This is a genomic window from Clostridium sp. JNZ J1-5, assembly GCF_053901425.1.
In genome coordinates, this window is the sequence record NZ_CM132773.1 from 150,303 (window position 1) to 176,988 (window position 26,686).

Genomic DNA, 26,686 nt, shown 5'->3' on the forward strand with positions numbered 1-26,686 from the left:
ATCATCACCCTACTTTTTTAATTTTATCATAATATCTTCTATTATCTCTTCTGGAACCAAGTCCTCTATACATCCACCAAACATAGCCACCTGTTTTATTGAAGAAGAGCTTAAATATGAATATTTAGCACTAGTCATCATAAAAAAAGTTTCAACAGATGAATCTAACTTTTTATTCATTAGCGCCATTTGAAATTCATAATCAAAATCCGACACTGCTCTCAATCCCTTAATAATAACCTGAGCCTTCTTTTCCATCATATAATTTACTAAAAGACCGTGGAAGCTATCAACCTTTACATTTTTAATATTTCTTGTAACTTTTTTTATTAATTCAACTCTTTCATCAATATCAAAAAGTCCTTTTTTATCAGGATTAACCAATACCGTTACAATAACTTCATCGAATATATTAGCTGAACGCTTAATAATATCTAGATGCCCTTTGGTTATTGGATCAAAACTTCCTGGGTATACTGCAATCTTCATGCTAATCTTAATCCTCCTTATGCATATAAAAACATACAGTTGTATTACCATATTTTCTATGGTCAATTAAAATTATCTGATCATTTCCCTCATAGATATCTTCAGATGAGTCTATTTTAGTAACTATTAACCCACTTTTGTCTAATAAGGATTCCTCTATTACTATTTCAATAGCTGGCGGAATCATTACTTTAGCATAAGGTGGATCTATAAATATTAAATCAAAAACTTTTTTCTTCTTCCCTAAATCCTTAAGTGCACTGTATGAATCCATGTTTAAACATATACATTTATCTTCAAATTTTAAATTTTGGACATTTTGCTTTAGAATTTTAAATGTAGATGGATGCTTATCTACTAAATAGCACTCTTTAGCTCCTCTACTTACAGCCTCTAGTCCTAGACTTCCTGTACCTGCAAATACATCTACAGCTACTGCATCTAGAATCCTGTTTTGAATTATATTAAAAATACTTTCTTTAACTCTGTCTAATGTTGGTCTTGTTTGCATACCATCCGGTGGCAAAATATTTCTGCCTTTTGCAATTCCTGCAATTATTCTCATGAGTGTCCTCCTATGTCAATACGTACAATATATCTTATTTCATATTTTAACATATATAAATCTATTATACAAAAACATTTTTATTTCCCTATATTTCTCTTTTAATTAAAACATATATATTTAGATGTTTGATTCAATTTATCAATTATTCTATTTTTTATTATAATATCTTTTTCATCATTACTTCTAATTAAATTTTTAGCTTCACTATTAGCATACTTAAATATTTCAAAATCATTTATTATATCAGATAAAATCAAACCATTTTCTCCATGTTGATTTACTCCAAATATTTCTCCGCTTCCTCTTAGCTTTAAATCTTCTTCTGCTATGAAAAAGCCATTATTACTGCTAGTTAGAATGTTCATTCGTTTCTTTGAGACTTCATTTTTTAAATCGCTAATTAAGATACAATAAGACTGTTTATCCCCTCTCCCTACTCTTCCTCTAAGCTGATGAAGTTGAGATAATCCAAATCTTTCAGCATTTTCAATTACCATAATTGTAGCATTTGGAACGTTTACGCCTACTTCTATTACTGTAGTAGAAATTATAGCTTTGATATTACCGCTTTTAAAATTCTCCATAATTTCATCTTTTATCTTTTGCTTCATTTTCCCATGTAATATTTCTAAACTTATATTTTTAAAGTAATTTTCTTTTAGCTCATTATATAGTTCCTCTACAGATATAGCTTTTATTTCATCATTTTCCTCAACTAAAGGGCAGACAATGTACACTTGGGCTCCCTTCTCAATTTCTTTTAATGCAAAAGTATATATTCTTTTTCTCATTTTACTATTTACACAGAATGTATCTACTTTTTTTCTTCCAGGAGGCAATTCATTTATGGTTGATATATCTAAATCACCATACAATGTCAATGCCAATGTTCTTGGTATAGGCGTTGCAGACATTACAAGCACATCTACTTTATTGTTCTTATTTAAGAGTTTATTTCTTTGCCCCACACCAAATCTATGTTGTTCATCTGTTACTATCATGCCTAGATTTTTAAATTCAACATCCTCTTCTAATAAAGCATGAGTCCCTATTAGTATATCAATTTTACCTTTCTTCAAATCATCTTTTATTCTTCTTTTGTTCTTTATTGTAGTACTTCCAGCTAGCATTTCAATATTTATTTCAAAATCTCTAAATAATTTTTTGGCTTCTTCATAATGTTGATATGCTAGTATTTCCGTTGGAGCCATAAGTGCAGCCTGATATCCGTTTTTAATTATGTTAAATAGGGCTATTAATGCAATAATAGTTTTCCCGCTTCCTACATCTCCTTGCACTAATCTATTCATAGGTTTATCCTTTTTTTGGTCAATTAAAATCTCTCTAACAACTCTATTTTGAGCTTCAGTGAGTTTAAAAGGTATTCTTTCTTTTAAATTCTTTAACTCATCAGAAATTTTAAAACTAATTCCTCCATTATTTTTGTATTCTCTAATTAGTTCTAGCTTAAGAGAATATGTAAATAGTTCTTGAAATTTTAGTCTTTTTTTTGCTTCTCTCAATAAATTGAAGTCTTTTGGCATATGCATATTTCTAATTGCTTCATCTAATGAACATAATTTATACTTTTCCACTATGTATGTTGGAAGATTTTCAACTAACTTTATGCTTGATAAGACTGAAGAAATAGTTTTAATAAAAAAATTATTAGTAAGCTTATCACTTAAAGAATATATAGGAGTAATTTTATTAAACTTTTCATCACTCTCTATAATATAAGGGTTCATTAGACATTTTTTATATTTATCTACTTCCAGTTTCCCACAAAGGATATATTCACTATTAATTTTAAATTTATTCTTTAAATATGGTTGATTGTACCACTTAGCTTCAAAGTTTATATTTTTATTTGTAAACACTACATTAGAGATTACTAAATTTTTTCTAAGGAAAATATCCTTTTTAATTTGTTTAACGCTACCTTTAATTACAATTTTTCTACTCTCATTTATATTCTCTATACTATCGCAATAGTAACTCTCTTCATATTCTCTAGGAAAGTATACTATTAAATCTAATATACTATTTATTCCACACTTATTTAGCATTTTTGCAGTTTTGGGTCCTATGCCTTTTATAGTACTTACTTCATCATAAATATTCATGATATCATACCTCATAATATTAGTGTAATAAAAAAAGCCCTTAGGCTTTTTTATTCAACAGACACAATGAAATAATATAATGGTTGTTCTCCACTATAACTCTGAATGTCTATATCAGGATATATTTCTTCAAGTTTACTTACAAACTCATTAACTTTATCCTCATCACAATCTTTTCCATAAAAAATTGTGATAAGTTCACTTTCCTCATTAACCATGTTAGATATTATATTAGTACATACTTCATAAATATCTTTTCCAACTTCATTTATTTTTCCTTCTATTAATCCTAAAATATTTCCTTCTTTTATAGTTTTGCCTTCCATTTCAGTATCTCTTACTGCATAAGTTACAGAACCAGTACTAACATTTGCTATTGCCTCTTTCATTTGTTCAATGTTTTCTTCTAGTGTACTATCTGAATTAAACATTGTAACAGCTGTTATTCCCTGAGGAATTGTCTTAGTTGGTAAAACTATAACATTTTTTTCTGATAGCTCAGCAGCCTGTTCAGCTGCCATAATTATATTTTTATTATTTGGTAAAACAAAAATATTTTTAGCATTAATTTTATTTATACGTTCTAAAATATCTTGAGTGCTAGGATTCATAGTTTGGCCGCCTTCAATTACTGAGTCTACTCCAAGGTCTTGGAAAATATGTTTAAGTCCCTCACCCATTGTAACAGAAATAAATGAATAATCTCTCTCCTCTTCAGCTTCACCATTATTGTTTGCATCTGATTCAAGTTCAGTTGGTGCATACTCTAACTCAAGAATTTGTCTATGTTGTTCCCTCATATTGTCAATCTTTATTTTTGATAATTCTCCTAACTTCAGAGCTTGTGATAAAACCCAACCTGGATCATTAGTATGAATGTGAATTTTAATTATATCGTCTAGTCCTACCACAACCATTGAATCGCCTACTGGCTCCAAAATTTTCTTAAGTTCTTGAGATTTATCTGAAGCACTTTCAGTCATTACAAAAAACTCTGTACAATATCCATATTTAATGTCTTTAGCATTTATATTGGATTGTGGAGTAGTATTCTGCTTCACATAACTTTGCTTTTCTTCTTCAACCTTTGCCTCAATATTGTCCTTTAAAGCGCTATACATACCCTTTAAAATAATTAAAAGGCCCATACCGCCTGCATCTACTACTTTAGCTTCTTTTAAAGCTGGAAGCATATCAGGAGTTTTGTCAAGAATTATTTGGGTATAATCACATACTTTTTTTAATAACTTAACTATATCGCTTTCCTTTGCATTTACTGCGCTTTCTCCTGCCGCTCTTATTATTGTTAATATTGTACCTTCAGTTGGTCTCATAACTGCCTTGTATGCAAAATTTGAACCTTCTTTCAGGCTATTAGCAAGTGTAGCTGCGTCTACCTCATCTTTATCTTCTAATCCTTTTGCAATTCCTCTAAAAATTTGGGAAAGAATAACACCTGAGTTACCTCTAGCTCCCATTAAAGCACCTTTAGATATGCGCTTGGCAACTTCTGAAATAGATTTACTTTCTAAATTTTCTACTTCTGACACTGCACTTTTAAAAGTCATTGACATGTTAGTTCCAGTATCTCCATCTGGAACTGGAAATACATTCAATGAGTTAACAAAGTCCTTATTTTCTTGAAGAGTATTTGCAGCATTAATTACCATATTTCGTAAATCATGTCCATCTATCTTAAAGCGTTCCAATTCACGTACCTCCTTAGACTCTTACACCTTGAACATTTACAGTTATGCAGGAAACTTTTAATCCTGTATAATTTTCAACATTGTATTTTACCTTTTGTATTATGTTATTAGCTATAACAGAAATTTTTGTTCCATACTGTACAATTATATATAATTCAATGCAAAGTTTATTATTCCTATTATGAATTTTAACACCTTTGCTTAAACTTTCTCCTCTTATTAATTCCCAAAGTCCGTCTTTAGCATTCTTTGACGCCATCCCAACTACACCATAGCATTCCATAGTTGAAATTCCAATTATATTTGCTAAAACATCATCAGAATAATTTATACCACCATGTTCATTGGTTATTCCAAGCATATATAAATTCCTCCTTAATCCTCATACATAATACTTATTTTATAATATATATATAATATAATCAAGAAAATAAATGATATAAATACTTATTCTTACTGTAAGCATTATATTTTACTTGCCAAGAATATATTATATATGCTACAATATAAGACGTTCTATTGTATGGAATTATTATCTTCATTTTAGGAGGTGTTATTTATGTCAAAGCAATGTGAAGTATGTGGAAAAGGCGTTATATCAGGCGTTCAATACAGCCACTCTCACCGTCAATCAAAGAGAAGATGGGCTCCAAATATAAAAAGTGTAAAAGCTATCGTTAGCGGTACACCTAAAACAATAAACGTATGTACAAGATGCCTACGTTCTGGAAAAGTTCAACGTGCTATATAATTAGCAAAATTACATAAAAAATGCAATTGATAAACAATTGCATTTTTTATTTTTAACTTTTTTTAAATATTCTTATTATTTTTGATATAATTTTAGGTACTTTAATAGCTATAATTTTCATAATAACCTCCTTAATTAATGGCTATTATACAGTAATATGTCATCCTATTTTTAGTATATGATTATCTTTTCATTTTGTTACAATGCAATAAAACTTTAGTTATAAAAAAAAGACATGTATTCTACATGTCTTTTTTTTCATAAGGATATATTATTAATACAATACCTTTACTGAAAGTTATTGTAACTTCATTATCTAAAAATTCATTTGATATAGTTATAGGATCTCCAACTTTTAAGTAAAAATCTTTTAAGGGATACTTTGCTCCTGTTATAGTTAAATTGTATAGATTATTATAATATGCTTGCAAAGAAAAAGTTTGTCCTTTAACTCCTTTGATTGTTAATGATTTGTCACATATCATTATTGTATTGTATTCATCTCTTATAATAGCCGGTACTCCTTGTCTTAAGCATCTTAATAATAACCCTAAGTTGCCAAGCATATGATCAATTCTACTTCCTGTACTACCTAATAAGACTATTTCTTTAGCTCCAGACTTGATTGCAATTTCAATAGCAATTTCTGTATCTGTATAATCTTTTTCAGGAGGATATTCTGCTATTTTAACATGTTTATCTTTGAAATATTCTAAAACATCTTTATTAATAGAATCCAAATCTCCAACAATTAGATCTGGAACTATATTGTATTCATATAAACAATTCGCTCCACTATCTGCACATATTAAATGTGAATTATTATTAACTTCTTCTTTAAGTAACTCATAAGTAGGCGGTGTTCCACCGGATACTATTATAGTTTTCATTTTAAAAACCTTCTTTTAAGCTTTGAATATTTTTCTCAATCTGTCCATTTTTAAATACTGCTGATCCTGCAACAATTACATTTGCACCAGCATTAACTACTTCACTTACATTATCCACTCCGATACCGCCATCTACCTCAATTAAAAGTCCATTATTAACATCTTTAGATAATTCTTTAACTTCTCTAATTTTATCCGAACAATATTTTATGTATTTTTGGCCACCGAACCCTGGATTTACAGACATAATTAACACCATATCAACTTCACTTATTAAATGCTTTATAGATGATACTGGTGTAGCAGGATTTATAGCTATTCCAGCTTTAACACCAAATTCTTTTATGTAATTTATAGTTCTATCTAAGTGTCTATCAGCTTCATAGTGTATTGTTATAATATCTGCACCTGCTTTAACAAAATCCTCTATATACCTGGAAGGTTCTTCAATCATTAAGTGAACATCAAAAGGCATTTTTGTAATTGGTCTTATGCTTTTCATAATAGGTATTCCAAATGATATATTAGGTACAAACATTCCATCCATTACATCTATGTGAACTAGGTCTGCTCCATATTTTTCTAAGTTTAATATATCTTCTCCTAATTTTTTAAAGTCAGCTGATAAGATAGACGGTGATAACTTTACCATTTACTTTTTCCTCCTCTGTTAGTTTCTTCTATTGTTTTTATGTAAAATTCATATCTTTTAGTGTTAATTTTACCTTCATTTAATGCATCTTTTACTTTGCATCCCGGCTCCTTATAATGTATGCAGCTATTAAACTTGCAATTATCTTTATATGGTTTAAATTCCGGGAAATAGTCTTGAATTTCTTCTTTACTATCGAAGTTTAGATCAAGAGTAGAAAATCCTGGAGTGTCAACCAAGAATCCTCCAGAAATTTCCACTAACTCACTATGCCGAGTAGTATGTTTTCCCCTTTTTAATCTGTCGCTAATACTCCCTGTTTCCATTAACTCTTCTCCAACTATTTTGTTTAATATAGTTGATTTACCTACTCCAGATGGGCCACAGAATACAGTTACATTATCCTTTAATCTATTTCTAATTTGTTCTAACCCACTACCTGTTTTAGCATTTAAGAAAACATATTCGTATCCTGCACTTTCTACCATCTTTACTGCATCATGCTCTGTAAAATCATCCACTAAATCTATTTTATTAAAACACACTATCGATTTTATTTGCTTTATTTCGCACTGTAACAAAAATTTATTTAGAAGATCTAGATTTATATCAGGATTTTTCAAGGCAAAAACTACAAATGACTGTGATATATTGGCTACAGCAGGCCTTATAAGTTCATTTTTTCTACTACATATTTCCTCAATGGCCCCTTGGTTATCTTTTATGGTGATTATTACTTTATCTCCTACCATAGGTGTTAACCCTTTATTCCTAAACTTACCTCTTGCTTTAGCCTCAATTATACAATCTTCAGTTTTAATATAATAAAATCCACCAATGCCTTTTATAATTGTTCCTTCCATTTTTCCTCCTTAAGTTGTCTATGGATTTGGTTCACTTTTTAGATTTATGATTGTACCTTCTTCAACTTCTCTTCCTGCAGCCTTATCTTGTGAAGTTATAATAAAATCATCTCTTCCATTAATATTTATTACTAAATGATACTTACGTGCAATATTCTTAGCTTCTCTTACGGTTTTATTAACAAAGTTTGGTACTATAACCATGGATTTATTTCCATAAGAGTAATAACTAAGATTAACCTCTGTATTTTCTTTAACTTGTTTATTTGGTTCAATACTTTGAATTGTAACTATTCCATCTAATGATTCGTTATCAGTTTTAATTTTAGTTAAAGTTCCAACTTTTAATTTTGCTGTTATTAAAAGTTCTTGTGCTTCATCTAAATTTTTATTAACTACATTAGGTACTTTAGTTAACTTTCCATTTGATCCATTACTTACTACTAAATCCACAGTGGTATTGTCTCCTATAGGAGATTCTGGCTTAGGTGATTGATCACATACCTTACCCTTATCAACGGTATCATTAAATGCATATGTTACAGTTCCTAATTTTAAATTATATACTTTTAAATATTCTTTTGCTGCCTCAAGGTCAATGTCTATCAAACTTGGTACTGCTGCAACTTTAGGTCCTGAACTTATTATGGCTCTTACTTCATCTTTTTCACTTCTATCTATTTCAGTACCAGGGTAAGGATAGCATTTTATAACTACTCCAGCAGGCTTGTCACTACTTTCAGTTGTAGTAACAAATTTTAACCCTTGGTCTTCCACCAACTTTTGAGCTTCTTCTTTACTTAATCCTATTATATTTGGGACTATAGCCTTACCTGTAAGCTTAGTATTTCCTCCTAATTGTTTATTTAAAACAACGTATGCAGCTAAAAGTCCTATTAAAATAACTGCAACAGCTATTAAACTTCCTATCATCAGTTTCTTATTTTTACCAAACTTCTTCTTTCCTTCTCCATATGTATCATCAAAATCTTCATCTAAATCATCAGAATCCTTCTCTTCATGATTAAAATCAGTTATAGGTTTCATAACCTTTGTGTATTCATTTTCGTTATTTTCCATAATTATATCTATATCAGGATTCTGTTTTATTTTTTGTAAGTCTATAAGTATATCATGAGCATTTTGGTATCTTTTAAACTGTTCTTTTTCTATTGCTTTGAGTATTATCTTATTTAAGCTTTCAGGAATATTAGGATTAACTTCTATTGGTGGAGTTACTTGTTCCTGTATATGTTTGAGAGCTACAGAAACAGGACTTTCTCCATCATAAGGAACCTTTCCTGTTACCATTTCATATAAAACTATACCAAGAGAGTAAATATCTGTCTTACAGTCAACAAAATTTCCTTTAGCTTGTTCTGGTGAAAAATAATGTGCAGAACCCAATACCCTATCAGAATTAGTGATAGTTACTGATGATGTAGCTTTAGCTATTCCAAAATCTGTAACTTTAACAGCTCCATCTCTTGTGACCATTATATTATGGGGTTTTACGTCTCTATGAACAATATTATTATTATGTGCACACTCTAAAGCTTTAGCAATTTGTATAGCAAGTATTACAGCGTCATTCCATTTTAATATTTTTTGTTCATTAATTATCTGTTTTAAAGTTTTTCCATCAATATATTCCATTACTATATAATTTATATTGTTTTCCGAACCAATATCATAAATACTTACAATATTATTATGAGATAAACTTGCAGCTGAGGATGCCTCTTGTTTGAACTTATTAACGAAATCAATATTATCTGAATACTGATCTTTTAATATTTTTACTGCAACGTACCTATTTAATAGATGACATTTAGCTTTATATACTTCAGCCATTCCACCTTCGCCAATTTTTTCTAATAACTCATACCTATTTCCTAGAATAGTTCCTGTCATATTTGCACTCTCCTTCAAAAACAATCACTGAAATGTTATCTCTTCCGCCTTTATTTTTACACAATTCTACAAGTAATCTACAAGAATCCTCATTATTATTCTGTATTATTATATCATACATTTCTTCTTTACTAACTTCATTTGTTAATCCATCCGTGCAAAGAATAAATTTAGTAACAGAATCTAGTTTTACTTCAAAAACATCAATTTCAACACTCTCTTTAGTCCCTAAAGCCCTAGTTATTATGTTTTTATTAGGATGCCTCAGAGCTTCTTGCTCCGTGATACTGCCATCATCAATTAATTCTTGAACTAAAGAATGATCTTTTGTTATTTTTTTTATTTTATTATTTTTAATAACATAGCAACTGCTATCTCCAACATTTGCTATAACAGCATTGTTTTCCTGTATAAGGCATGCAGTGACAGTTGTCCCCATGCCGTTTAAATTTTCATTAGAGTTAGCTTTTTCGTATATTATTTCATTAGCATAAGCTATAGCATCTCTTAGACTTTTCTCTAAATCATTAAATTCACCTAAACTTTTTAAATAACTAATACATGCTTCCACTGCTGTTTTGCTAGCCACATCTCCTGCATTATGCCCGCCCATACCGTCCGCCACAACATAAATTCTAAAAGCTTCCTCTTCATAATAGCTAATATAATCCTCATTCATATCTCTTATATTGCCAATATCAGATAAAAAACCCACAGAATCTCTGTTTATATAACTACCTTTTGCACCCATATAAACGTACCCTCCATCACATATAACATAACTATCATTATTTATTTATATAGTTTCTTCTCAATTGACCACAGGCAGCATTAATATCTGCTCCCATTTCTCTTCTTATTGTAGTTTCTATACCGCATCTTGTCAAAATGTTCTTAAAAGAATTAATACTCTCTGATCTAGATTTTTTTAAATTATTTTCTTTGATCTCATTGATAGGTATTAAATTAACATGACATAGTATTTCTTTAAGAATTTTGCATAGCTCTTCTGCATTTTCCTTCATATCATTAACATCTTTAACTAGTGCATACTCAAATGTTATTCTCTTATTAGTTTTATTACAATAATACATACACGCATTTAGTAACTGATTAATACTATATTTATTTGCTATAGGCATCATTTTCTTTCTTATCTCATCATTAGATGCATGGAGCGAAATAGCTAAGGTTATTTGCAAATCTAAATCAGCAAGTTCTTTTATCTTAGGCACTATCCCACATGTAGATAATGTAATGTGTCTTTGCCCTATATTTAGGCTCTCATCAGAATTAATTAACTCTATAAATTTAATTACATTTTCAAAATTGTCTAATGGCTCTCCACTTCCCATAAGAACTACATTTGATATTCTCTCACCTATATTAGCTTGTGCTTTAAGCACCTGCCCAATTATTTCTCCTGAAGTTAGATTCCTTATAATTCCTCCTATTGTAGATGCGCAAAATTTGCATCCCATTCTGCATCCTATTTGCGTAGAGACACATATAGAATTTCCATGCTTATATTTCATAATAACAGACTCTATTATATTACCATCATTATACCTAAACAAAAACTTTTTAGTACCATCAACTCTTGAAATATATTCTTGCTCTATTTCTGGTACACCTATATAAAAGTATTTCTCCAACTTTTCTCTTGTAGCTGCTGGTAAATTTATCATATTATCAAATTTGAATGTTCCTTTTTTATATATCCAATCAAAAACTTGCTTAGCTCTAAATTTGCTCTCATTATTTTCTTTCATCCAAAACATCAAATCATTTAAAGTAAAATCTAAAATGTTTATCATAATTCACCTACCAACGTCTTTTAAATTTTGCAATGAAAAATCCATCCATATATTTATTAGGTAAAATTGTTACAGTGCCATTATCGTATATAAAATTAGGAAGATTTCCATAGAATAAAGGCTCTAAAGAATATTCAGGGTAATTTTTTATAAACCATTCAATATTATCTTGATTTTCCTCTTTGTTCAATGTACAAGTTGAATAAAGGATTGTGCCTCCAACTTTAACATACTTAGCTGAATTGCTCATTATCTTTCTCTGGATTTCTACTATTTCTTTTAAAGCTTTTAAATCTTTAGTATATTTAATTTCTGGTTTTTTTCTAATTATTCCAAGTCCAGAACATGGCACATCTATTAAAACATAATCACTGCTATTCTCTAAACCTTCGTCAAATATAGTTGCATCCATTTCTTTGTAAGTTATATTTTTAATTCCAAGTCTATTAGCATTATTTTTTACTAATGAGAGTTTATTGCCGTGTATATCAAAAGCTACTATATCTGCTTTATCATTAACAATTTCAGATATATGAGTAGTTTTACCACCAGGTGCACTACATAAGTCTAATATTTTGGAATTTTCTTTAGGTTCTATGGAAGGTGCAACTAACATAGCACTTTCATCTTGGACAGTAATTTTTCCTTCTTTAAATAATGGATTATTCTCAATACTCTTGCCTTTATTTATAATAATGGCTTCTGGACATACATATCCTTCTTCAGTATCGTATCCATATTCAATAAGTTTGCTAAAAGCATCATCATAATCAATTCTTAAGGTGTTTACTCTCACTGTTATTGCTGGTCTTTCATTTAATCCTTTTAAAATAGTTTCTGCTGTTACAATTCCATATTGTTTAATAAACATATTAACTATCCACTTATCAAAGGAATAGTTGAAGCATAATGCTTCAACTATATTTTTTTCATTATAATAATTCTTGTCTAAATTTCTAAGATAATTTCTTAAAACACCATTTACTAATTTAGATGAACCTATTGATTTGTATTTTTTTGCTATCTCCACAGCTTCATTTACAGCTGCAAACCCCGGAACTTTATCCAAAAATCTAATTTGATAGATAGCACTTCTTAAGATATTTAAAACATACGAGTCTAAGCTATCTATCCCATTTTTTAAAAAATGATTTAATATTTTATCTATTGTATATTTATATTTAATAGTTCCGTACACAATTTCCGTAATTAATGCCTTATCTTTATCACTAAAGCTTGATTTATTTAACTCATTTCTTAATACTATATTTGAATAAGCGTTCTTTGATAAAACAGAATCAATAATATCAACGCATACTTTTCTACTCTTCTCCATTATAGTGCTCCAATCTTCTAGTATAATTGTTTAGCTATTCATCCCTGCTTAAAGCTATTAGTCTAACTAATTGTAAAACAGCTGTTAGAGCTGCTGCCACATATGTCATTGCTGCTGCAGATAGTACAGATTTTGCTCCCTTTATTTCATCACCATATAATATATTTCTCTCTTCTAACACTTTCAATGCTCTATTAGATGCATCGAATTCTACTGGTAAGGTGATTAATTGAAAAATTACCACAGCAATAAATAGCACTATTCCAATATTAACTAAATAACCAAATCCCAAGAATAGTCCTAGTAAAAATATTATCCAAGAAGCGTTAGAACTAAAATTTACTACTGGAACTATAGCATTTCTTATTTGAAGAGGAGCATAATGTCTTTGATGTTGTATTGCATGGCCAGTCTCATGAGCCGCAACTCCTATAGATGCTACAGATGTACCATAATAAACATCTCTTGACAGCCTCATCGCTCTTCTTCTTGGATCATAATGATCTGATAATTTTCCTCCTATTTCTTCTATAGGGACATCATATAACCCTTCAGAATCAAGTAACATTCTAGCAACTTGAGCACCAGTATATCCATTGATACTCATTATTCTAGAATACTTATTGAAGGAAGAGCTTACTTTCATTTGGGCCCAAACAGATATTATAAGGGCAGGGATTATAATAATAAATGTCCAATCGTAATACCAGAACATTTATATCACTCCTTTTATTTTAAAATTAGATTTTCTTCTATATCATTTCCTACTATATATTGTTCCACAGTTAAAACTTTTTTACCCGGAAATTGCATTTCTTTGATTAGTATTGTCCCCTCTCCACAGGAAACTACAATACCTTCTTTATTTACTTTTATTATAGTTCCTGGTTCCTTATCACTATTTTCTTTCAAAACCTTTGTTTTATATATTTTCATAATTTTATCATGATAGTGAGTATAAGCTACTGGCCAAGGGTTTAACCCTCTTACTAAGTTATGAATCTCTTTTGAGGATAAATTCCAATTTATTTTTGCCATATCTTTATTTAACATAGATGCATAACAAGTTTTAGAATCTTCTTGTTTTTCTGGCACAATAGAACCTTCAACAATACCATTTATTGTTTTAACTAAAAGTTCTGCTCCACTTTCCATTAGTATATTGTGTAATTCACCAGCTGTCATATCTTCAGTTATTATTACCTCTTCTTTTAAAAGCATGTCTCCAGTATCAAGTCCTATGTCCATTAACATAGTAGTATTTCCGCTCTTATTTTCTCCATTAATTATAGCCCAATTTATTGGAGCGGCACCTCTATATTTGGGAAGTAATGATGCATGTAAATTAATACATGAGTATTTAGGTATTTCAATTACTTCTTTGGGCAAAATTTGTCCATAGGCTACTACTATTATAAAATCAGGTTCAATTTCTTTAAGTTCTTGTATGAATTCTGGCTCATTTTTTAATTTATGTGGTTGATTAACTTTTATGTTATGTTTTAATGCTAACTCCTTCACCGGAGACATAGAAAGCTTATTACCTCTTCCTTTAGGTTTATCAGGTTGAGTGAAAACAGCTTTTACACCAAAATTGTCAATAAGAGCCTGCAAAGAAGGTGCCGCAAACTCGGGCGTACCCATAAATACAATTTTCATGTTACTTTTCCTCACTTTCCTCAATCACTTTATCAATAAATAATATACCATTTAAATGATCAATTTCATGACAAAGAGCTCTTGCTAAAAGTTCCTCACCTTCAATTTCAATTTCTTTATTTTCTTCATTTAGCGCCTTTACTTTTACTTTGAATGGTCTTTTAACTTTTCCCTGTTCCCCCGGTATACTTAAACATCCCTCATAATCAATTTGACTTCCTTCCACACTCATTATTTCAGGATTTATAAGAGTAATTGGTCCATTTCCTACATCTATTACAACTATTCTTTTAAGTATACCTATTTGTGGAGCCGCAAGTCCAACACCGTCTGCTGCATACATTGTTTCTTTCATATCTTCAATTAAAGTCAAAATTCTATCATTAACTTCATCTACTTTTCTAGATTTCTTTCTTAAAATTTCATCCTCTTCAGTTCTTATATTTCTTAATGCCATTATTTATTCCTCCTAAATGCTAATTCTCTAATAATATATTATACTATAATAAGCTATTCGGATTAATATCCAAACTTATTCTTATATCATTATAAACCTCTTGTAAATTCTCATAAACAATATTTTTTATTTTTAACCCTAAATCATCACTAAATTGTCCTTTTATTAATATCTGCCACCTATAGTATTCTTTTATTTTAGATAATATACACGGGCAAGGCCCTAATATAGTAATCTTATCATTTTTTCCCAAAATGTTGTTTAAAATTATGCCAACTTTTTGTATACTTTTTATTAATACATTTTCTTCCTTACTGCTTAAATTTATTGATAATATTCTAGAAAAGGGTGGATAATTCATATCATATCTAAGCTTAATTTCTTCCATATAAAATTTATTAAAATCATATAATGAAGAATATCTTATACTATAATTTTCAGGACTGTATGTTTGAACTACAACCTGACCTTTCTTTTTACCTCTCCCTGCTCTTCCCCCAACTTGGGTTATTAATTGAAAGGTTTTTTCTCCCGCCCTAAAATCAGGCAAATTTAACGATAAATCAGCTGCAATTACACCAACCAAAGTTACATTTTTGAAATCTAAACCTTTTGTTACCATTTGAGTACCTATTAATATATCTGCCTCTTCATTTTTAAATTTATAATAAATATTTTCATATGAATTTTTCTTTCTTGTGGTATCAAAATCCATCCTAAGCACTTTTGCTTCTGGAAAGCTGCTTTTTATTTCTTCTTCTATTTTTTCTGTTCCAACTCCAAAATATTTTACATACTTGCTCCCACATTTTGGACATGTATTTCTGATTTGGTATTTCCCACCACAATAATGACAACTTAGGTAATCCGCCTTACTGTGATAAGTAAGTGAAATATCACAATTATCACATTTAAATACATATCCGCAATTTCTACATGAAACAAAAGTTGAAAATCCCCTTCTGTTTAAAAATAAAATAATTTGCTCTTTGTTTTTTAAAGCTCTGTCTATACCTTCATATAGCTGTCTACTAAAAATTGATTTATTATTATTTAAAAGCTCTTTTCTCATATCAACAACATGAACTTCGGGCATTGCCGCACCGTCAGCTCTATTTTCTAAGTTTAATAGTTCAATCTCTCCTAAAGTACTTCTATAATATGTTTCTATGGATGGTGTTGCTGATCCCAAAACTAGCTTGCACTTTTCTATTCTACATTTTAGTTCTCCAATTTCCCGTGCATTATATTTAGGATTACTATCTGATTTATAAGTACCTTCGTGTTCTTCATCTATTACTATTAATCCTAAATTATCAAAAGGTAGAAAAATTGCTGACCGAGCACCTATAGCTACTTTCACTTTTTTATTTTTTACTCTAAGCCATTCATCATATCTCTCTCCCTCTGAAAGTTTACTATGAAAAACAGCTATTTCTTTTCCAAATCTCCCCTTAAACCTCTCCACCATTTGAGGAGTTAAAGAAATTTCTGGTACTAATATTATAGACTCCATTTCTTTTTTAATCATATTACTTACTAAATTCATATAAATTTCCGTCTTACCGCTTCCAGTAACACCATGAATTAAAAATAAGCTTTTATCAGATTTTAAAATTGAATCTACAACTACTTTTTGTTCATGGTTAAGCTCCTTCGAATCGTACTTAGAATAGGATTTAATATTAAATCTATCTACAACTCTATCATCTTTAGTTAAAAAGTCATGTTTTATCATTGTATTTATAGAAGATAAAGATATCTGGAATTTCTTATTAAGCTCTGACTTAGAATACATTCCATTGTTATCTTCCACAATTTTATATATGCTTAAATAAGGTTCCTTTAAAAATTTATCATTTAGCATGTGATTTGTAAAAATTACTTCTTTTAATTTACTTGTAATTCCCTTAGTTATACCTGTTGGCATTATTACCTTTATGCACTCTAAATATGTACATAGATACTTTTCTCTCATTCTGTTTATTAGCTGAACATCTTTTTCCCTAATTACAGTAAAATTATCACATATATCTAATATATTCTTTAACCCTCTAACATTTTTACATTCTTCATACAACTCTAATACAAATCCATCAATATTTTTATTTCCTTTTCCAAAAGGTACCTTGACCCTATGTCCAACCTTTAATATTTCAATTAATTTATCAGGTATTTTATAGGTAAAAATTTTATCAACTTGTATAGATTCATTATTTACTACAATTCCTGCATACTGATACACAAACTTCACCCTTTATTTAAAATATATTTTCATAATTACAAGAAAAAAGCGCATTAGCGCTTTTCTCTGATTATATTAAATAATTCACGTGCCACCATTCTCTTGCTCATTTTTGGAATGGAAATATTATTGCCATCTCTGCATAAAATGTTTACCTTGTTTTCATCACTAGCAAATCCAGTATCACCACAGGTTATATCATTTGCAACTATGTAGTCTAAATTCTTCTTTTCCAATTTTGATTGTGCATTTTTTAACAAATCATCGCTTTCAGCTGCAAATCCAACCAAAATCTGATTTTTCTTCATTGAACCTAATCTTTTTAATATGTCTGTATCTTTTTGAAATTCTATAGTCAAATCATCAGTATTCTTTTTTATTTTACTAGTAGAATAAGTTTTTGGTTTATAATCAGCTACTGCTGCTGCTTTTATAACAATGTCTGCTGATTCAAAATTATCCTCAACAGCTTTTAACATTTCATGATTATGCTTTATTTTAATTAGGTCAATACCAAAAGGCTTAGGAATATTACAAGGACCAGAAATTAAAATAACTTCAGCTCCTCTATCTCTAGCCTCTTCAGCAATGGCATAACCCATTTTGCCGCTTGATCTATTTGTTATGTATCTAACTGGATCTATAGATGAAATAGTTGGTCCAGCTGTTACAAGTACTTTCTTGCCTTTTAAATCCTTAATATCATATAGTTTGCTTATTACTATATCACTTATTAAATTTGTATCTGCAAGTTTTCCAGCTCCACTATCACCGCAAGCAAGTCTTCCTTCATCAGGATCTATAAATTTATACCCAAACATTTTTAATTTTTTTATATTATCTTGAACTATTGGATTTAAATACATATTAGTGTTTGCAGCTGGTGCAAATACTACAGGCGCTTTTGTAGCCATTATGGTAGTGGACAACATATCATCAGCAATTCCATTAGCTACTTTACCTATTATATTTACTGTTGCTGGTACTATAAGCATTAAATCAGCTTTTTTTGCTAAGGATATATGCTGAATTTCCCAAGCCCTTGGTTCCGCAAACATATCAGTTATAACCATATTTTGGCTTAAAGATTGAAACGATAGCGGATTAACAAATTTAGTAGCATGTTCTGTCATTATTACGTGTACATCAAAGTCAGCTTTTTTTAACTTACTTATTATATCCAAAGCCTTGTATGCAGCAATACCACCAGTTACTCCTATAACTATAGTCTTTTTATCTTTCATACTACCTAAGTCCTTTCACTACTTAATTCCTGTCACTAATGACTCATATAAGACTTTTCCTTCGTTAACCTCATTTATTGCTATAGTAAGAGGTTTTGAAGCTTCTTCTAACTTTACTTGTGCTTCATCTCCATCGATTAATTGTCTTGCACGTTTTGATGTAACTGTTACTAAAGAATATCTATTGTCTACCTTAGTTAATAAATCTACTATTGATGGATTAATCATATAATTGTTCATGTATTAGCCCCTCCTTAGAAAAAATGTTTTGTTGTATTCTCTCTACACTGCATTTTTCAGCAATAATAATACTCTCAATTTTACGAACTGCTTCCTCAAGCTTATCATTTACCACTGCATAGTTATATTTTGATACATAATTAATTTCCTTATATGCAGATTTAAATCTAGTCATTAAGGATTCTGGTGTTTCACTACCTCTTTTAATTATCCTGTTTTTTAGTTCTTCCATTGAAGGCGGAAGTATAAATATAAAAACACCTTCTGGATAAGTTTCTTTTATTCTTAATGCACCTTGGATGTCTATTTCTAGTATTACATCCTTCCCTTCTTCTAACTTTTCTATAACATTAGATTTTGGGGTTCCATAGTAATTACCATACACTTCTGCATATTCTAAAAAATCATCATCTCTTATTTTATCTAAAAACTGTTCTTTTTTAAAAAAATAATAATTTTGACCATCTATTTCCCCATCCCTAGGAGCTCTAGTAGTGGCTGAAACAGACAACCAAAAATCATTTCTTTTTATAAGTTCCTTACATATTGTACCTTTTCCAGCACCTGATGGTCCAGAGATAACCAATAATAATCCCTTACTATTTTTTTTCTCTTCGTTCATTACTCATCAACCTCGTCAATGCTTACTTCTCCTTTAGATGATAATCTGTGAGCAACAGTTTCTGGTTGAACTGCTGATAGTATAACATGGTCGCTATCAGTAATTATAACAGCTCTAGTTCTTCTTCCATATGTAGCATCTATAAGCATACCTCTGTCCCTTGCTTCTTGTATTATTCTCTTAATAGGAGCAGACTCTGGACTTACAATAGCAACAAGCCTGTTAGCGGAAACAATGTTTCCAAATCCAATATTTATTAATTTAATACTCATAATTGTCCTCCCAATTTTACTCTATATTTTGTATTTGCTCTCTAATTTTTTCTATATAATTTTTTATGTCTATAGTTAGGTTTACAATTTCTAAATCATTTGCTTTAGAAGATATTGTATTAGCTTCTCTATTCATTTCTTGAATAATAAAGTCTAATTTTCTGCCAACAGGCTCATTTTTTTTCAAAGTTTCCTTCATTTGAATAATATGGCTATTGAGTCTTACAATTTCTTCATCTATAGCCGCTTTATCAGCGAATATAGCTACTTCAGCTGCAACTCTTGTTTCATCTATACTAGAATTTTCAATAAGTTCTTTTAGTCTGTTATTTAACTTATTTTTGTACTCTTTGACTACTAATGGAGACCTCTTTTCAATAACATCAACCAGATCTTTAATAGTATCACATTTTGAAGTAATATCTTCAGTTAACTTTATTCCTTCTGTTTCTCTCATAGAAACAAGTGAGTCTATAGCATCAACTAACGGCATATATAGATATTGAAAAATTTCTTCTATGTCTTCCTCTTTTTTCTCTAAGCTAATTACCTCTGGAAATTTCGCTATAAGAGATACACAAATATCATCATTAATATTATATCTATCTCTAATATTTTCTAATGCCTTTATATAACTATCTCCTAAGGCTTCATTAAAATTTACTTCTATATCTTCTTTTCCATAAGTATTTTGTGTTATAAATACGTCTACTTTCCCCCTATTAATTTTTTCCTTAATTATTTCTCGAATTTTATTCTCTAAAGACAATAAATTCCTTGGCATTTTAATGTTTAAATCTAAATATCTATGATTCACACTCTTGGCCTCAATAGTAAAACTATGACTGCTTCCTTCCTTAGTCATGGCTCTGCCAAAGCCTGTCATGCTCTTTACCATTTTTATCATCCTTCCGCAATTCAATCTAGATTATATTAATTATACATAAATGGATATTAAAATTTCAAGTTAATTTAGGTAAAATAACATATTTACTATAATATCATATTTTTTATTATAATGAAATACACTAATTGTATACCTTTAACTTATTTAGTGCATCATGCATAATTTTTTTGTCTTGAGTAAGAGCAATTCTAAAGTAACCATGTCCTAATTCCCCAAAACTGTATCCTGGAGTTATAATTATTCCATACTCTGATAATAGTTCTTGGCAAAAATCATCTGTTTTATACCCATTAGGTACATTGCACCAAAGATAAAAAGCTCGGCTTTCTTCAAAATACTTTATTCCTTTTTCATTTAAAACTTTTTTTACTGTTTCTCTTCTTTCGTCATATATTTTTCTAATTCCATATATATAACTTCTATCAAGTTTTAATGCACTTAATGCGGCGTATTGTATTGGCTTGAATTGACTAGAATCTATATTGCTTTTCACTTTTAAAAGGGCTTTAATTATCTCTCTATTGCCTACAGCATATCCAATTCTAAATCCAGTCATATTATATGTCTTTGAAAAAGATCCAAACTCAATTACTTTTTTATTTCTACCTAATTGTAATATACTTATTGGTTCTTCATCTTCTTTTATAATTTCATTGTAAGCTCCATCATTGCATAAAGAAATTTCATTATTTGAGCAATAATTAATAATTTCTTTATAAAAATCTTTATCAGCTACAGCACCAGTTGGGTTATTAGGATAATTTATTATCATTAGTTTAGCTTTTTCTCTAATACCATCTGGTATTTTTCTAAGATCAACAAGATAATTATTTTTTTCTTCAATACGTACCTTATAAACCTTATTTCCCCATAAATATGAACACATTTCGTATACAGGATACCTAGGATCAGGTGATATAACATAATCTCCTATATCGCAAATTGCAGGTATTAAATTACTTATTCCTTCTTTTGAACCTATTAGAATAAGAACTTCATCTAATTCTAAATCTATAGCATATATTTTCTTATAATACTCAATAATACCTTTTTTCAATTCAACTATACCGTCATAAGGAGGATATTTATTAAATTCTTTATATCCTAACCCCTTAATTAAACCACTAATTATATCTTCATGTAGTCCTAAATCCGGGTCTCCAATTCCAAGATCAGTTATTATTTTCCCTTGAGAAATTAATTTTTTCTTTATATCATCTATAGTTTTAAAATGATATTCTTTAACACTACAAAGCCTTTTATTAGTTTCCACCCTTAGTTCCTCCAGTTCATAATTTTAATTTATATTATTCTAAATAAAAGTTGTATGTTACTTAATCTTTATAGTGTGTTAAACAATATTCTCATAATATTACTGAAAAAATTAAAGAGCACTAAATTGCTCTAATAAAGTTTTTCTAATTATGTGTATAGAAACTTTTGAAAAACTTTATTAGAGATTAAGCACTCTTAATATCTTTCATTACCCTGTGTAATTTTAAATAAATCACTTTATTATACTAAATTCCAGTAGCGATTAGTTTAATAATAAATAATATAGCAAGTATATATATAACTATAGAAACCTTCTTCTTTTTATTTTTATCTTTTGTAAAAATATTATTTATGAAATTTAATACTGCATATGATAGAACCCCTAGAGTTAAGCCATCACCTATGCTGTAAGTTAAAGGCATTAATGCTATTGTTAAAAATGCTGGTACACCTTCAGTAAAATCAGCAAAATCGATTTTAACTACGTTTTCCATCATAAAAAATCCAACTATTATAAGAGCAGGTGCTGTAGCACATCCTGGAATGGCTATAAATAATGGTGAAAAAAACATAGCAATTAAAAATAATATACCTGTAACTATTGATGCTAAGCCTGTTCTTCCTCCTTCTGCAACTCCCGCTGAACTTTCAACATAAGTTGTTACTGTTGAAGTTCCTATTAGTGCACCAAATGTTGTTCCAATTGCATCAACAAGTAGAGCTTTACCTGCATTTTTAACTTTACCTTCTTTATCTATCATACCTACTTTTGAAGCAACACCAACTAAAGTACCAACTGTATCAAAGAAATCTACAAATAAGAATGTCAATACTATGGTTATAAAAGACCATACTTTTGTAGCATCAGTAATATATGAAAAATCTAACTTAAATGCAATTGGATTTAGTGTCTCAAATTTAAATATTCCATTAGGTAAATATATATGATATGTTTCTGCTGCTAGTTTAGGATTAATAAATGCATAACCCCAAGCTATTATTGTACTTACAACTATTCCCCAAAGAAGAGCTCCTTTTACATTCTTTTTAGAAAGAATAACTATTACTATTATTCCAATAACTGCTATTATAACTGGCGGTGTAGTAAAATTACCTATTCCAACTAATGTAGCATCATTTTTTACTACTATACCAGCGTTAACAAAGCCTATAAATGCTATAAAAAGTCCTATACCTGCTGTTACAGCCAATTTTAAAGTAGTTGGGATTGCATTCACTACTAACTCTCTTACGTTTGTCAATGATAAAATTATAAATATAATACCTTCTATAAATACTGCTGTTAGTGCAACTTTCCAATCCACACCTCTAGCTTGTACAACACTGAATGCAAAGAATGCATTTAGTCCCATACCTGAAGCTAATGCAAAAGGTAAATTCGCATATAACCCCATCAAAATTGTAGTTAGTCCAGCTGAAAGACATGTTGCAGTTAATACTGCTCCCTTTGGCATACCTGTAACACCTAAAATGTTAGGATTAACAGCTATAATATACGCCATAGCTAAAAAAGTAGTTATACCCGCTATAACTTCCTTTCTAATATCAGTACCATTTTGTTTTAACTGAAAGAAATTTTCCATTTTGTAACCCTCCATGTAAAATAAAAATAAACCACCTAGACATGAGTAATCTAGAGTGGTTTATTAATTATACATACTCCCAGATCACTCATAGTCAAATATTTACGGTATTTGGTAGAGACACCTAGACCTTATTTCTAGGTTTATATGAGTAAAAGTGGCTATTAATTTCTTTTTTCAAAATAATAATATCATGCTTTTTTTTATATGTCAACCCGTTACGAAATATATTGTTTGAAATATATATTATAGTTCGTGATTAGTTTGGCAACATTTCAAAAATCTTTTTAATTTCATTAATGTTATTAGTTTTACCTAATGCTAGCATTAACTTTATTCTAGCCTTCTGTCCTGGAAGTGCATCTCCAAATATTACACCTATATTTCTTAATTCTTTTCCTCCACCTGGATAACCATAGGTATCTAGCACTCTTCCACAATAACATCTAGATACTACAACTACTATAACCCCCATTAATATAGCTTTTTTTATACCATCAACCATTTTAGGAGGAACATTTCCCCTTCCAAGTGCCTCAATCACTATTCCTTTAACACCATTTTCTAAGTAAAAATCTATAATTTTAGAATCCATACCTGAAGCGCATTTTATAAGTTCCACCCTAGTATCAATTCTATCTGTGTCTATATGAATTTTATTTAATATATTTCTATGAAATATTACCTCGTTATTATCTACAATTCCAATATGTCCGAATTCAGGACTTTGAAATGTATTCAATTTCATGGAATGAGATTTAGTAACTTCACTGGCACAGTTAAGTTCATCATTAAGACATACCATTACACCTTTTCCTTTAGCTTTGTCAGATATTGCAGTACAAATAGATGCTGACAGATTAGCTGGACCATCATATCCAAGCTCAGAACTATTTCTCATAGAACCCGTAACAATTACCGGTTTTTCACTATTTATAGTTAAATCTAATAAATATGCTGTTTCTTCAAGAGTATCAGTACCATGTGTAATTACAACTCCTACTATATCTTCTCTCAATAGTATATTTTGTACATACATGGATAGCTCCATCATTTTTTCTGGAGTTATATGTGGCCCAGGTAAGTTTGAAAAAGTAAAACATTCAATTTCAGCATGCCCTTCAATTCCTGTGACCATAGACATTACCTCCTCACCACTAAGAGTGGGAACAGCTGCTTTTATTCTTTCATCAACTTTCATTGATATAGTACCACCATTAAATACAACTGCGACTTTTGGCATAATTAAATCTCCTTGCGTTCTTTTTAACTTTTCTAAATCTAATACATTTTATTTGTTTGAAATTACTTATAAAATTATACTATTATATTCTACAATAAAACGGTAAATTCTGCATTACCATAGGAAATATTTCTCAAATTTTTTATAAAAAATAGCCAATATATAGTATTCTATATATCGGCTTACTTGCAAAACTAATTATAAAATTATACAAATTAGTCCTCCATTACCTTCATTAATTATTTTTTCTAGTGTTCTTTGTATTTTTACTTGGACATCTTCTGGCATCTTGTATAGTTTATTTTGTAGTCCATCTTTAACTAGCACTTCAAGTGATTTACCAAACATATTGCTTTCCCAAATTTTAGATGGATCACTTTCAAACTGTTCTAGAAGTGATTTTACTAACTCTTCACTTTCTCTTTCTGTTCCCATTATAGGAGAAATTTCTGTTTGGATATCTGCTCTAATAAGATGCAATGAAGGAGCACTTGCTTTCAATTTAACACCATATCTTGTACCCTGTTTTACTATTTCAGGTTCTTCTAGTCTCATTTCATTTAATTGAGGTGATACAAGTCCATATCCTCTTTCGCGAACATCTCTTAATGCATCAGATATTTTATCATATTCTATTTTTGCCTTGCTTAAATCTTTAATTATGCTCAACAATTCATTTTCCCCACTAATATTTCTACAGCATACTTCACTTAATACCTTATAAAATAATTCATGTTTTGGATTTAATTCTAATCTTGCAGTACCTTCTCCCATATTAATTTCATTTAATTTGGAATTTTGTAAGAAATCAATTTCTTCTAGTCCATCCATAAATCCTTTGACATCCCTTACTTTAAATACACTTTTGCACATATCTTTAATTAAAGAAATAAAATTATCCTTTAACCAATGAGTAACCTCTAGCTTTTCTATCCATTCAGGTATATCAATATTTATTTCTTTTATAGGGAATTCCTTTAACACTCTTTCAAATACATTAGTTATATCGCTTTCTTTCATGTTAGCTATATCCATAACTTGAACAGGAACATCATATTTTTCCTGAAGTTCTTTACCAAGTTCTATTGTTTCTGGAGATTTTGCATTTCTCGAATTTAAAATCATTACAAATGGCTTATTAATTCCTTTTAATTCATTTACTACTCTTTCTTCTGCTTCAACATAATCTTCTCTGTCTAATCCAGTAATACTTCCATCTGTTGTAACAAGTAATCCAATTGTAGAGTGCTCGTTTATAACTTTTTTAGTACCTATTTCTGCAGCTTCTTCAAAAGGTATTTCATAATCATACCATGGTGTAGTAACCATTTTAGGTTGTTCACCTTCTACATAACCTAATGCAGATTTTACAATATACCCTACGCAATCAACCATACGCACTTTAAATTTTGTACCACCATTTAATTCAATTTCAATAGCCTCATTTGGAACAAATTTTGGTTCTGTGGTATGAATGGATTTTCCTGATGCACTTTGAGGAAGTTCATCTTGTGCCCTTTGCTTTTTATAAGTATTTTCTATGTTCGGAATAACCATAAGTTCCATAAATCTTTTTATGAAGGTAGACTTTCCAGTTCTTACAGGACCTACAACCCCTACATATATGTCACCTTGAGTTCTATCAGCAATGTCTTTATATATGTTAAAATTTTCCAACAATAAACCCTCCCACCGCTTACTTAGTTTTAACAGTACATATATACTTAATAAATAATAAAAATATTACAAAAAAATAAAAAGTCAGTTTAAAAATTGAAATAAACTGACTTTTACCTTTAATTT

Annotated in this window: 26 protein-coding genes and 1 riboswitch; of the genes, 1 reads left to right on the plus strand and 25 read right to left on the minus strand. The window is 29.6% G+C overall.

Annotation, left to right across the window (positions count from 1 at the left end; all coding sequences use genetic code 11):
- Positions 1-9 precede the first annotated feature (9 nt).
- From coaD to ACWW38_RS00840, 5 genes are all read right to left on the minus strand, one after another.
- A complete protein-coding gene (gene coaD / locus ACWW38_RS00820) occupies positions 10-489 on the minus strand; it encodes a pantetheine-phosphate adenylyltransferase (RefSeq protein WP_456258939.1) in 480 nt (159 codons plus the stop codon).
- Positions 490-496: 7 nt separating this feature from the next.
- Positions 497-1,054, minus strand: coding sequence for a 16S rRNA (guanine(966)-N(2))-methyltransferase RsmD (gene rsmD / locus ACWW38_RS00825; RefSeq protein WP_456258940.1), 558 nt, complete (start codon positions 1,052-1,054; stop codon positions 497-499).
- A gap of 101 nt (positions 1,055-1,155) precedes the next feature.
- Positions 1,156-3,183 carry an ATP-dependent DNA helicase RecG gene (gene recG, locus ACWW38_RS00830; protein ID WP_456258941.1) on the minus strand — a complete coding sequence of 676 codons (2,028 nt, stop codon included), beginning with the start codon at positions 3,181-3,183 and terminating at the stop codon, positions 1,156-1,158.
- A 50-nt stretch (positions 3,184-3,233) separates the two neighbouring features.
- Positions 3,234-4,892 (minus strand): DAK2 domain-containing protein, encoded by a 1,659-nt coding sequence (locus ACWW38_RS00835; RefSeq protein WP_456258942.1) that lies wholly within the window; start codon positions 4,890-4,892, stop codon positions 3,234-3,236.
- Positions 4,893-4,905: 13 nt separating this feature from the next.
- The gene (locus ACWW38_RS00840) at positions 4,906-5,253 is read right to left on the minus strand and encodes an Asp23/Gls24 family envelope stress response protein (RefSeq protein WP_456258943.1); all 348 of its coding nucleotides are present in this window, start codon (positions 5,251-5,253) and stop codon (positions 4,906-4,908) included.
- A gap of 198 nt (positions 5,254-5,451) precedes the next feature.
- Here ACWW38_RS00840 and rpmB point away from each other — a divergent pair, with 198 nt between their 5' ends.
- Positions 5,452-5,643, plus strand: a complete 192-nt coding sequence (gene rpmB / locus ACWW38_RS00845) for a 50S ribosomal protein L28 (protein ID WP_456258944.1) — start codon at positions 5,452-5,454, stop codon at positions 5,641-5,643.
- A gap of 242 nt (positions 5,644-5,885) precedes the next feature.
- Here rpmB and ACWW38_RS00850 read toward each other — a convergent pair whose 3' ends face one another.
- The 20 genes from ACWW38_RS00850 to spoIVA form a co-directional block, all read right to left on the minus strand.
- On the minus strand, positions 5,886-6,533 hold the full coding sequence (locus ACWW38_RS00850; RefSeq protein WP_456258945.1) for a thiamine diphosphokinase: 648 nt from the start codon (positions 6,531-6,533) through the stop codon (positions 5,886-5,888).
- Between the two features lies 1 nt (position 6,534).
- Positions 6,535-7,185: a ribulose-phosphate 3-epimerase gene (gene rpe / locus ACWW38_RS00855; protein WP_456258946.1), complete on the minus strand. Its 651-nt coding sequence runs from the start codon at positions 7,183-7,185 to the stop codon at positions 6,535-6,537.
- The gene (gene rsgA, locus ACWW38_RS00860) at positions 7,179-8,048 is read right to left on the minus strand and encodes a ribosome small subunit-dependent GTPase A (RefSeq protein ID WP_456258947.1); all 870 of its coding nucleotides are present in this window, start codon (positions 8,046-8,048) and stop codon (positions 7,179-7,181) included. Before rsgA ends, rpe begins: the two co-directional genes overlap by 7 nt.
- A gap of 18 nt (positions 8,049-8,066) precedes the next feature.
- A complete protein-coding gene (gene pknB, locus ACWW38_RS00865) occupies positions 8,067-9,962 on the minus strand; it encodes a Stk1 family PASTA domain-containing Ser/Thr kinase (protein ID WP_456258948.1) in 1,896 nt (631 codons plus the stop codon).
- Complete coding sequence (locus ACWW38_RS00870) at positions 9,937-10,713, minus strand: Stp1/IreP family PP2C-type Ser/Thr phosphatase (protein WP_456258949.1); 777 nt, start codon at positions 10,711-10,713, stop codon at positions 9,937-9,939. Before ACWW38_RS00870 ends, pknB begins: the two co-directional genes overlap by 26 nt.
- A 37-nt stretch (positions 10,714-10,750) precedes the next feature.
- Entirely contained in the window at positions 10,751-11,779 is a 1,029-nt protein-coding gene (rlmN, locus tag ACWW38_RS00875) for a 23S rRNA (adenine(2503)-C(2))-methyltransferase RlmN (protein WP_456258950.1), read from the minus strand.
- Between the two features lie 7 nt (positions 11,780-11,786).
- Entirely contained in the window at positions 11,787-13,115 is a 1,329-nt protein-coding gene (gene rsmB, locus ACWW38_RS00880) for a 16S rRNA (cytosine(967)-C(5))-methyltransferase RsmB (protein WP_456258951.1), read from the minus strand.
- A 34-nt stretch (positions 13,116-13,149) separates the two neighbouring features.
- Positions 13,150-13,830: a zinc metallopeptidase gene (locus ACWW38_RS00885; RefSeq protein ID WP_456258952.1), complete on the minus strand. Its 681-nt coding sequence runs from the start codon at positions 13,828-13,830 to the stop codon at positions 13,150-13,152.
- 14 nt (positions 13,831-13,844) lie between these two features.
- The gene (fmt, locus tag ACWW38_RS00890; RefSeq protein ID WP_456258953.1) at positions 13,845-14,774 is read right to left on the minus strand and encodes a methionyl-tRNA formyltransferase; all 930 of its coding nucleotides are present in this window, start codon (positions 14,772-14,774) and stop codon (positions 13,845-13,847) included.
- Position 14,775: 1 nt separating this feature from the next.
- A complete protein-coding gene (gene def, locus ACWW38_RS00895) occupies positions 14,776-15,231 on the minus strand; it encodes a peptide deformylase (RefSeq protein WP_456258954.1) in 456 nt (151 codons plus the stop codon).
- 43 nt (positions 15,232-15,274) lie between these two features.
- Positions 15,275-17,476, minus strand: coding sequence for a primosomal protein N' (gene priA / locus ACWW38_RS00900; protein ID WP_456258955.1), 2,202 nt, complete (start codon positions 17,474-17,476; stop codon positions 15,275-15,277).
- A gap of 53 nt (positions 17,477-17,529) precedes the next feature.
- Positions 17,530-18,720, minus strand: a complete 1,191-nt coding sequence (coaBC, locus tag ACWW38_RS00905; RefSeq protein WP_456258956.1) for a bifunctional phosphopantothenoylcysteine decarboxylase/phosphopantothenate--cysteine ligase CoaBC — start codon at positions 18,718-18,720, stop codon at positions 17,530-17,532.
- Between the two features lie 18 nt (positions 18,721-18,738).
- A complete protein-coding gene (rpoZ, locus tag ACWW38_RS00910) occupies positions 18,739-18,960 on the minus strand; it encodes a DNA-directed RNA polymerase subunit omega (protein WP_456258957.1) in 222 nt (73 codons plus the stop codon).
- Entirely contained in the window at positions 18,941-19,582 is a 642-nt protein-coding gene (gene gmk, locus ACWW38_RS00915) for a guanylate kinase (RefSeq protein WP_456258958.1), read from the minus strand. The genes rpoZ and gmk overlap by 20 nt, the downstream gene beginning before the upstream one ends.
- Positions 19,582-19,854 carry an extracellular matrix/biofilm regulator RemA gene (gene remA, locus ACWW38_RS00920; RefSeq protein ID WP_456258959.1) on the minus strand — a complete coding sequence of 91 codons (273 nt, stop codon included), beginning with the start codon at positions 19,852-19,854 and terminating at the stop codon, positions 19,582-19,584. Before remA ends, gmk begins: the two co-directional genes overlap by 1 nt.
- A gap of 16 nt (positions 19,855-19,870) precedes the next feature.
- The gene (locus ACWW38_RS00925) at positions 19,871-20,752 is read right to left on the minus strand and encodes a YicC/YloC family endoribonuclease (protein ID WP_456258960.1); all 882 of its coding nucleotides are present in this window, start codon (positions 20,750-20,752) and stop codon (positions 19,871-19,873) included.
- Between the two features lie 130 nt (positions 20,753-20,882).
- Entirely contained in the window at positions 20,883-22,034 is a 1,152-nt protein-coding gene (locus ACWW38_RS00930; RefSeq protein WP_456258961.1) for an aminotransferase class I/II-fold pyridoxal phosphate-dependent enzyme, read from the minus strand.
- A gap of 247 nt (positions 22,035-22,281) precedes the next feature.
- Positions 22,282-23,640 carry an NCS2 family permease gene (locus ACWW38_RS00935; protein WP_456258962.1) on the minus strand — a complete coding sequence of 453 codons (1,359 nt, stop codon included), beginning with the start codon at positions 23,638-23,640 and terminating at the stop codon, positions 22,282-22,284.
- A gap of 71 nt (positions 23,641-23,711) precedes the next feature.
- Positions 23,712-23,811: riboswitch (purine riboswitch) on the minus strand.
- Between the two features lie 88 nt (positions 23,812-23,899).
- A complete protein-coding gene (locus ACWW38_RS00940) occupies positions 23,900-24,883 on the minus strand; it encodes an asparaginase (protein ID WP_456258963.1) in 984 nt (327 codons plus the stop codon).
- Between the two features lie 198 nt (positions 24,884-25,081).
- Entirely contained in the window at positions 25,082-26,560 is a 1,479-nt protein-coding gene (gene spoIVA / locus ACWW38_RS00945) for a stage IV sporulation protein A (protein ID WP_456258964.1), read from the minus strand.
- Positions 26,561-26,686: the final 126 nt, after the last annotated feature.

Bases quoted from the DNA above. Each gene is read 5' to 3' on its own strand.
- coaD (WP_456258939.1), bottom strand. From the start codon at position 489: ATGAAGATTGCAGTATACCCAGGAAGTTTTGATCCAATAACCAAAGGG.
- rsmD (WP_456258940.1), bottom strand. From the start codon at position 1,054: ATGAGAATAATTGCAGGAATTGCAAAAGGCAGAAATATTTTGCCACCG.
- recG (WP_456258941.1), bottom strand. From the start codon at position 3,183: ATGAATATTTATGATGAAGTAAGTACTATAAAAGGCATAGGACCCAAA.
- ACWW38_RS00840 (WP_456258943.1), bottom strand. From the start codon at position 5,253: ATGCTTGGAATAACCAATGAACATGGTGGTATAAATTATTCTGATGAT.
- rpmB (WP_456258944.1), top strand. From the start codon at position 5,452: ATGTCAAAGCAATGTGAAGTATGTGGAAAAGGCGTTATATCAGGCGTT.
- ACWW38_RS00850 (WP_456258945.1), bottom strand. From the start codon at position 6,533: ATGAAAACTATAATAGTATCCGGTGGAACACCGCCTACTTATGAGTTA.
- rpe (WP_456258946.1), bottom strand. From the start codon at position 7,185: ATGGTAAAGTTATCACCGTCTATCTTATCAGCTGACTTTAAAAAATTA.
- rsgA (WP_456258947.1), bottom strand. From the start codon at position 8,048: ATGGAAGGAACAATTATAAAAGGCATTGGTGGATTTTATTATATTAAA.
- pknB (WP_456258948.1), bottom strand. From the start codon at position 9,962: ATGACAGGAACTATTCTAGGAAATAGGTATGAGTTATTAGAAAAAATT.
- ACWW38_RS00870 (WP_456258949.1), bottom strand. From the start codon at position 10,713: ATGGGTGCAAAAGGTAGTTATATAAACAGAGATTCTGTGGGTTTTTTA.
- rlmN (WP_456258950.1), bottom strand. From the start codon at position 11,779: ATGATAAACATTTTAGATTTTACTTTAAATGATTTGATGTTTTGGATG.
- rsmB (WP_456258951.1), bottom strand. From the start codon at position 13,115: ATGGAGAAGAGTAGAAAAGTATGCGTTGATATTATTGATTCTGTTTTA.
- ACWW38_RS00885 (WP_456258952.1), bottom strand. From the start codon at position 13,830: ATGTTCTGGTATTACGATTGGACATTTATTATTATAATCCCTGCCCTT.
- fmt (WP_456258953.1), bottom strand. From the start codon at position 14,774: ATGAAAATTGTATTTATGGGTACGCCCGAGTTTGCGGCACCTTCTTTG.
- def (WP_456258954.1), bottom strand. From the start codon at position 15,231: ATGGCATTAAGAAATATAAGAACTGAAGAGGATGAAATTTTAAGAAAG.
- coaBC (WP_456258956.1), bottom strand. From the start codon at position 18,720: ATGAAAGATAAAAAGACTATAGTTATAGGAGTAACTGGTGGTATTGCT.
- rpoZ (WP_456258957.1), bottom strand. From the start codon at position 18,960: ATGAACAATTATATGATTAATCCATCAATAGTAGATTTATTAACTAAG.
- gmk (WP_456258958.1), bottom strand. From the start codon at position 19,582: ATGAACGAAGAGAAAAAAAATAGTAAGGGATTATTATTGGTTATCTCT.
- remA (WP_456258959.1), bottom strand. From the start codon at position 19,854: ATGAGTATTAAATTAATAAATATTGGATTTGGAAACATTGTTTCCGCT.
- ACWW38_RS00925 (WP_456258960.1), bottom strand. From the start codon at position 20,752: ATGGTAAAGAGCATGACAGGCTTTGGCAGAGCCATGACTAAGGAAGGA.
- ACWW38_RS00935 (WP_456258962.1), bottom strand. From the start codon at position 23,640: ATGGAAAATTTCTTTCAGTTAAAACAAAATGGTACTGATATTAGAAAG.
- ACWW38_RS00940 (WP_456258963.1), bottom strand. From the start codon at position 24,883: ATGCCAAAAGTCGCAGTTGTATTTAATGGTGGTACTATATCAATGAAA.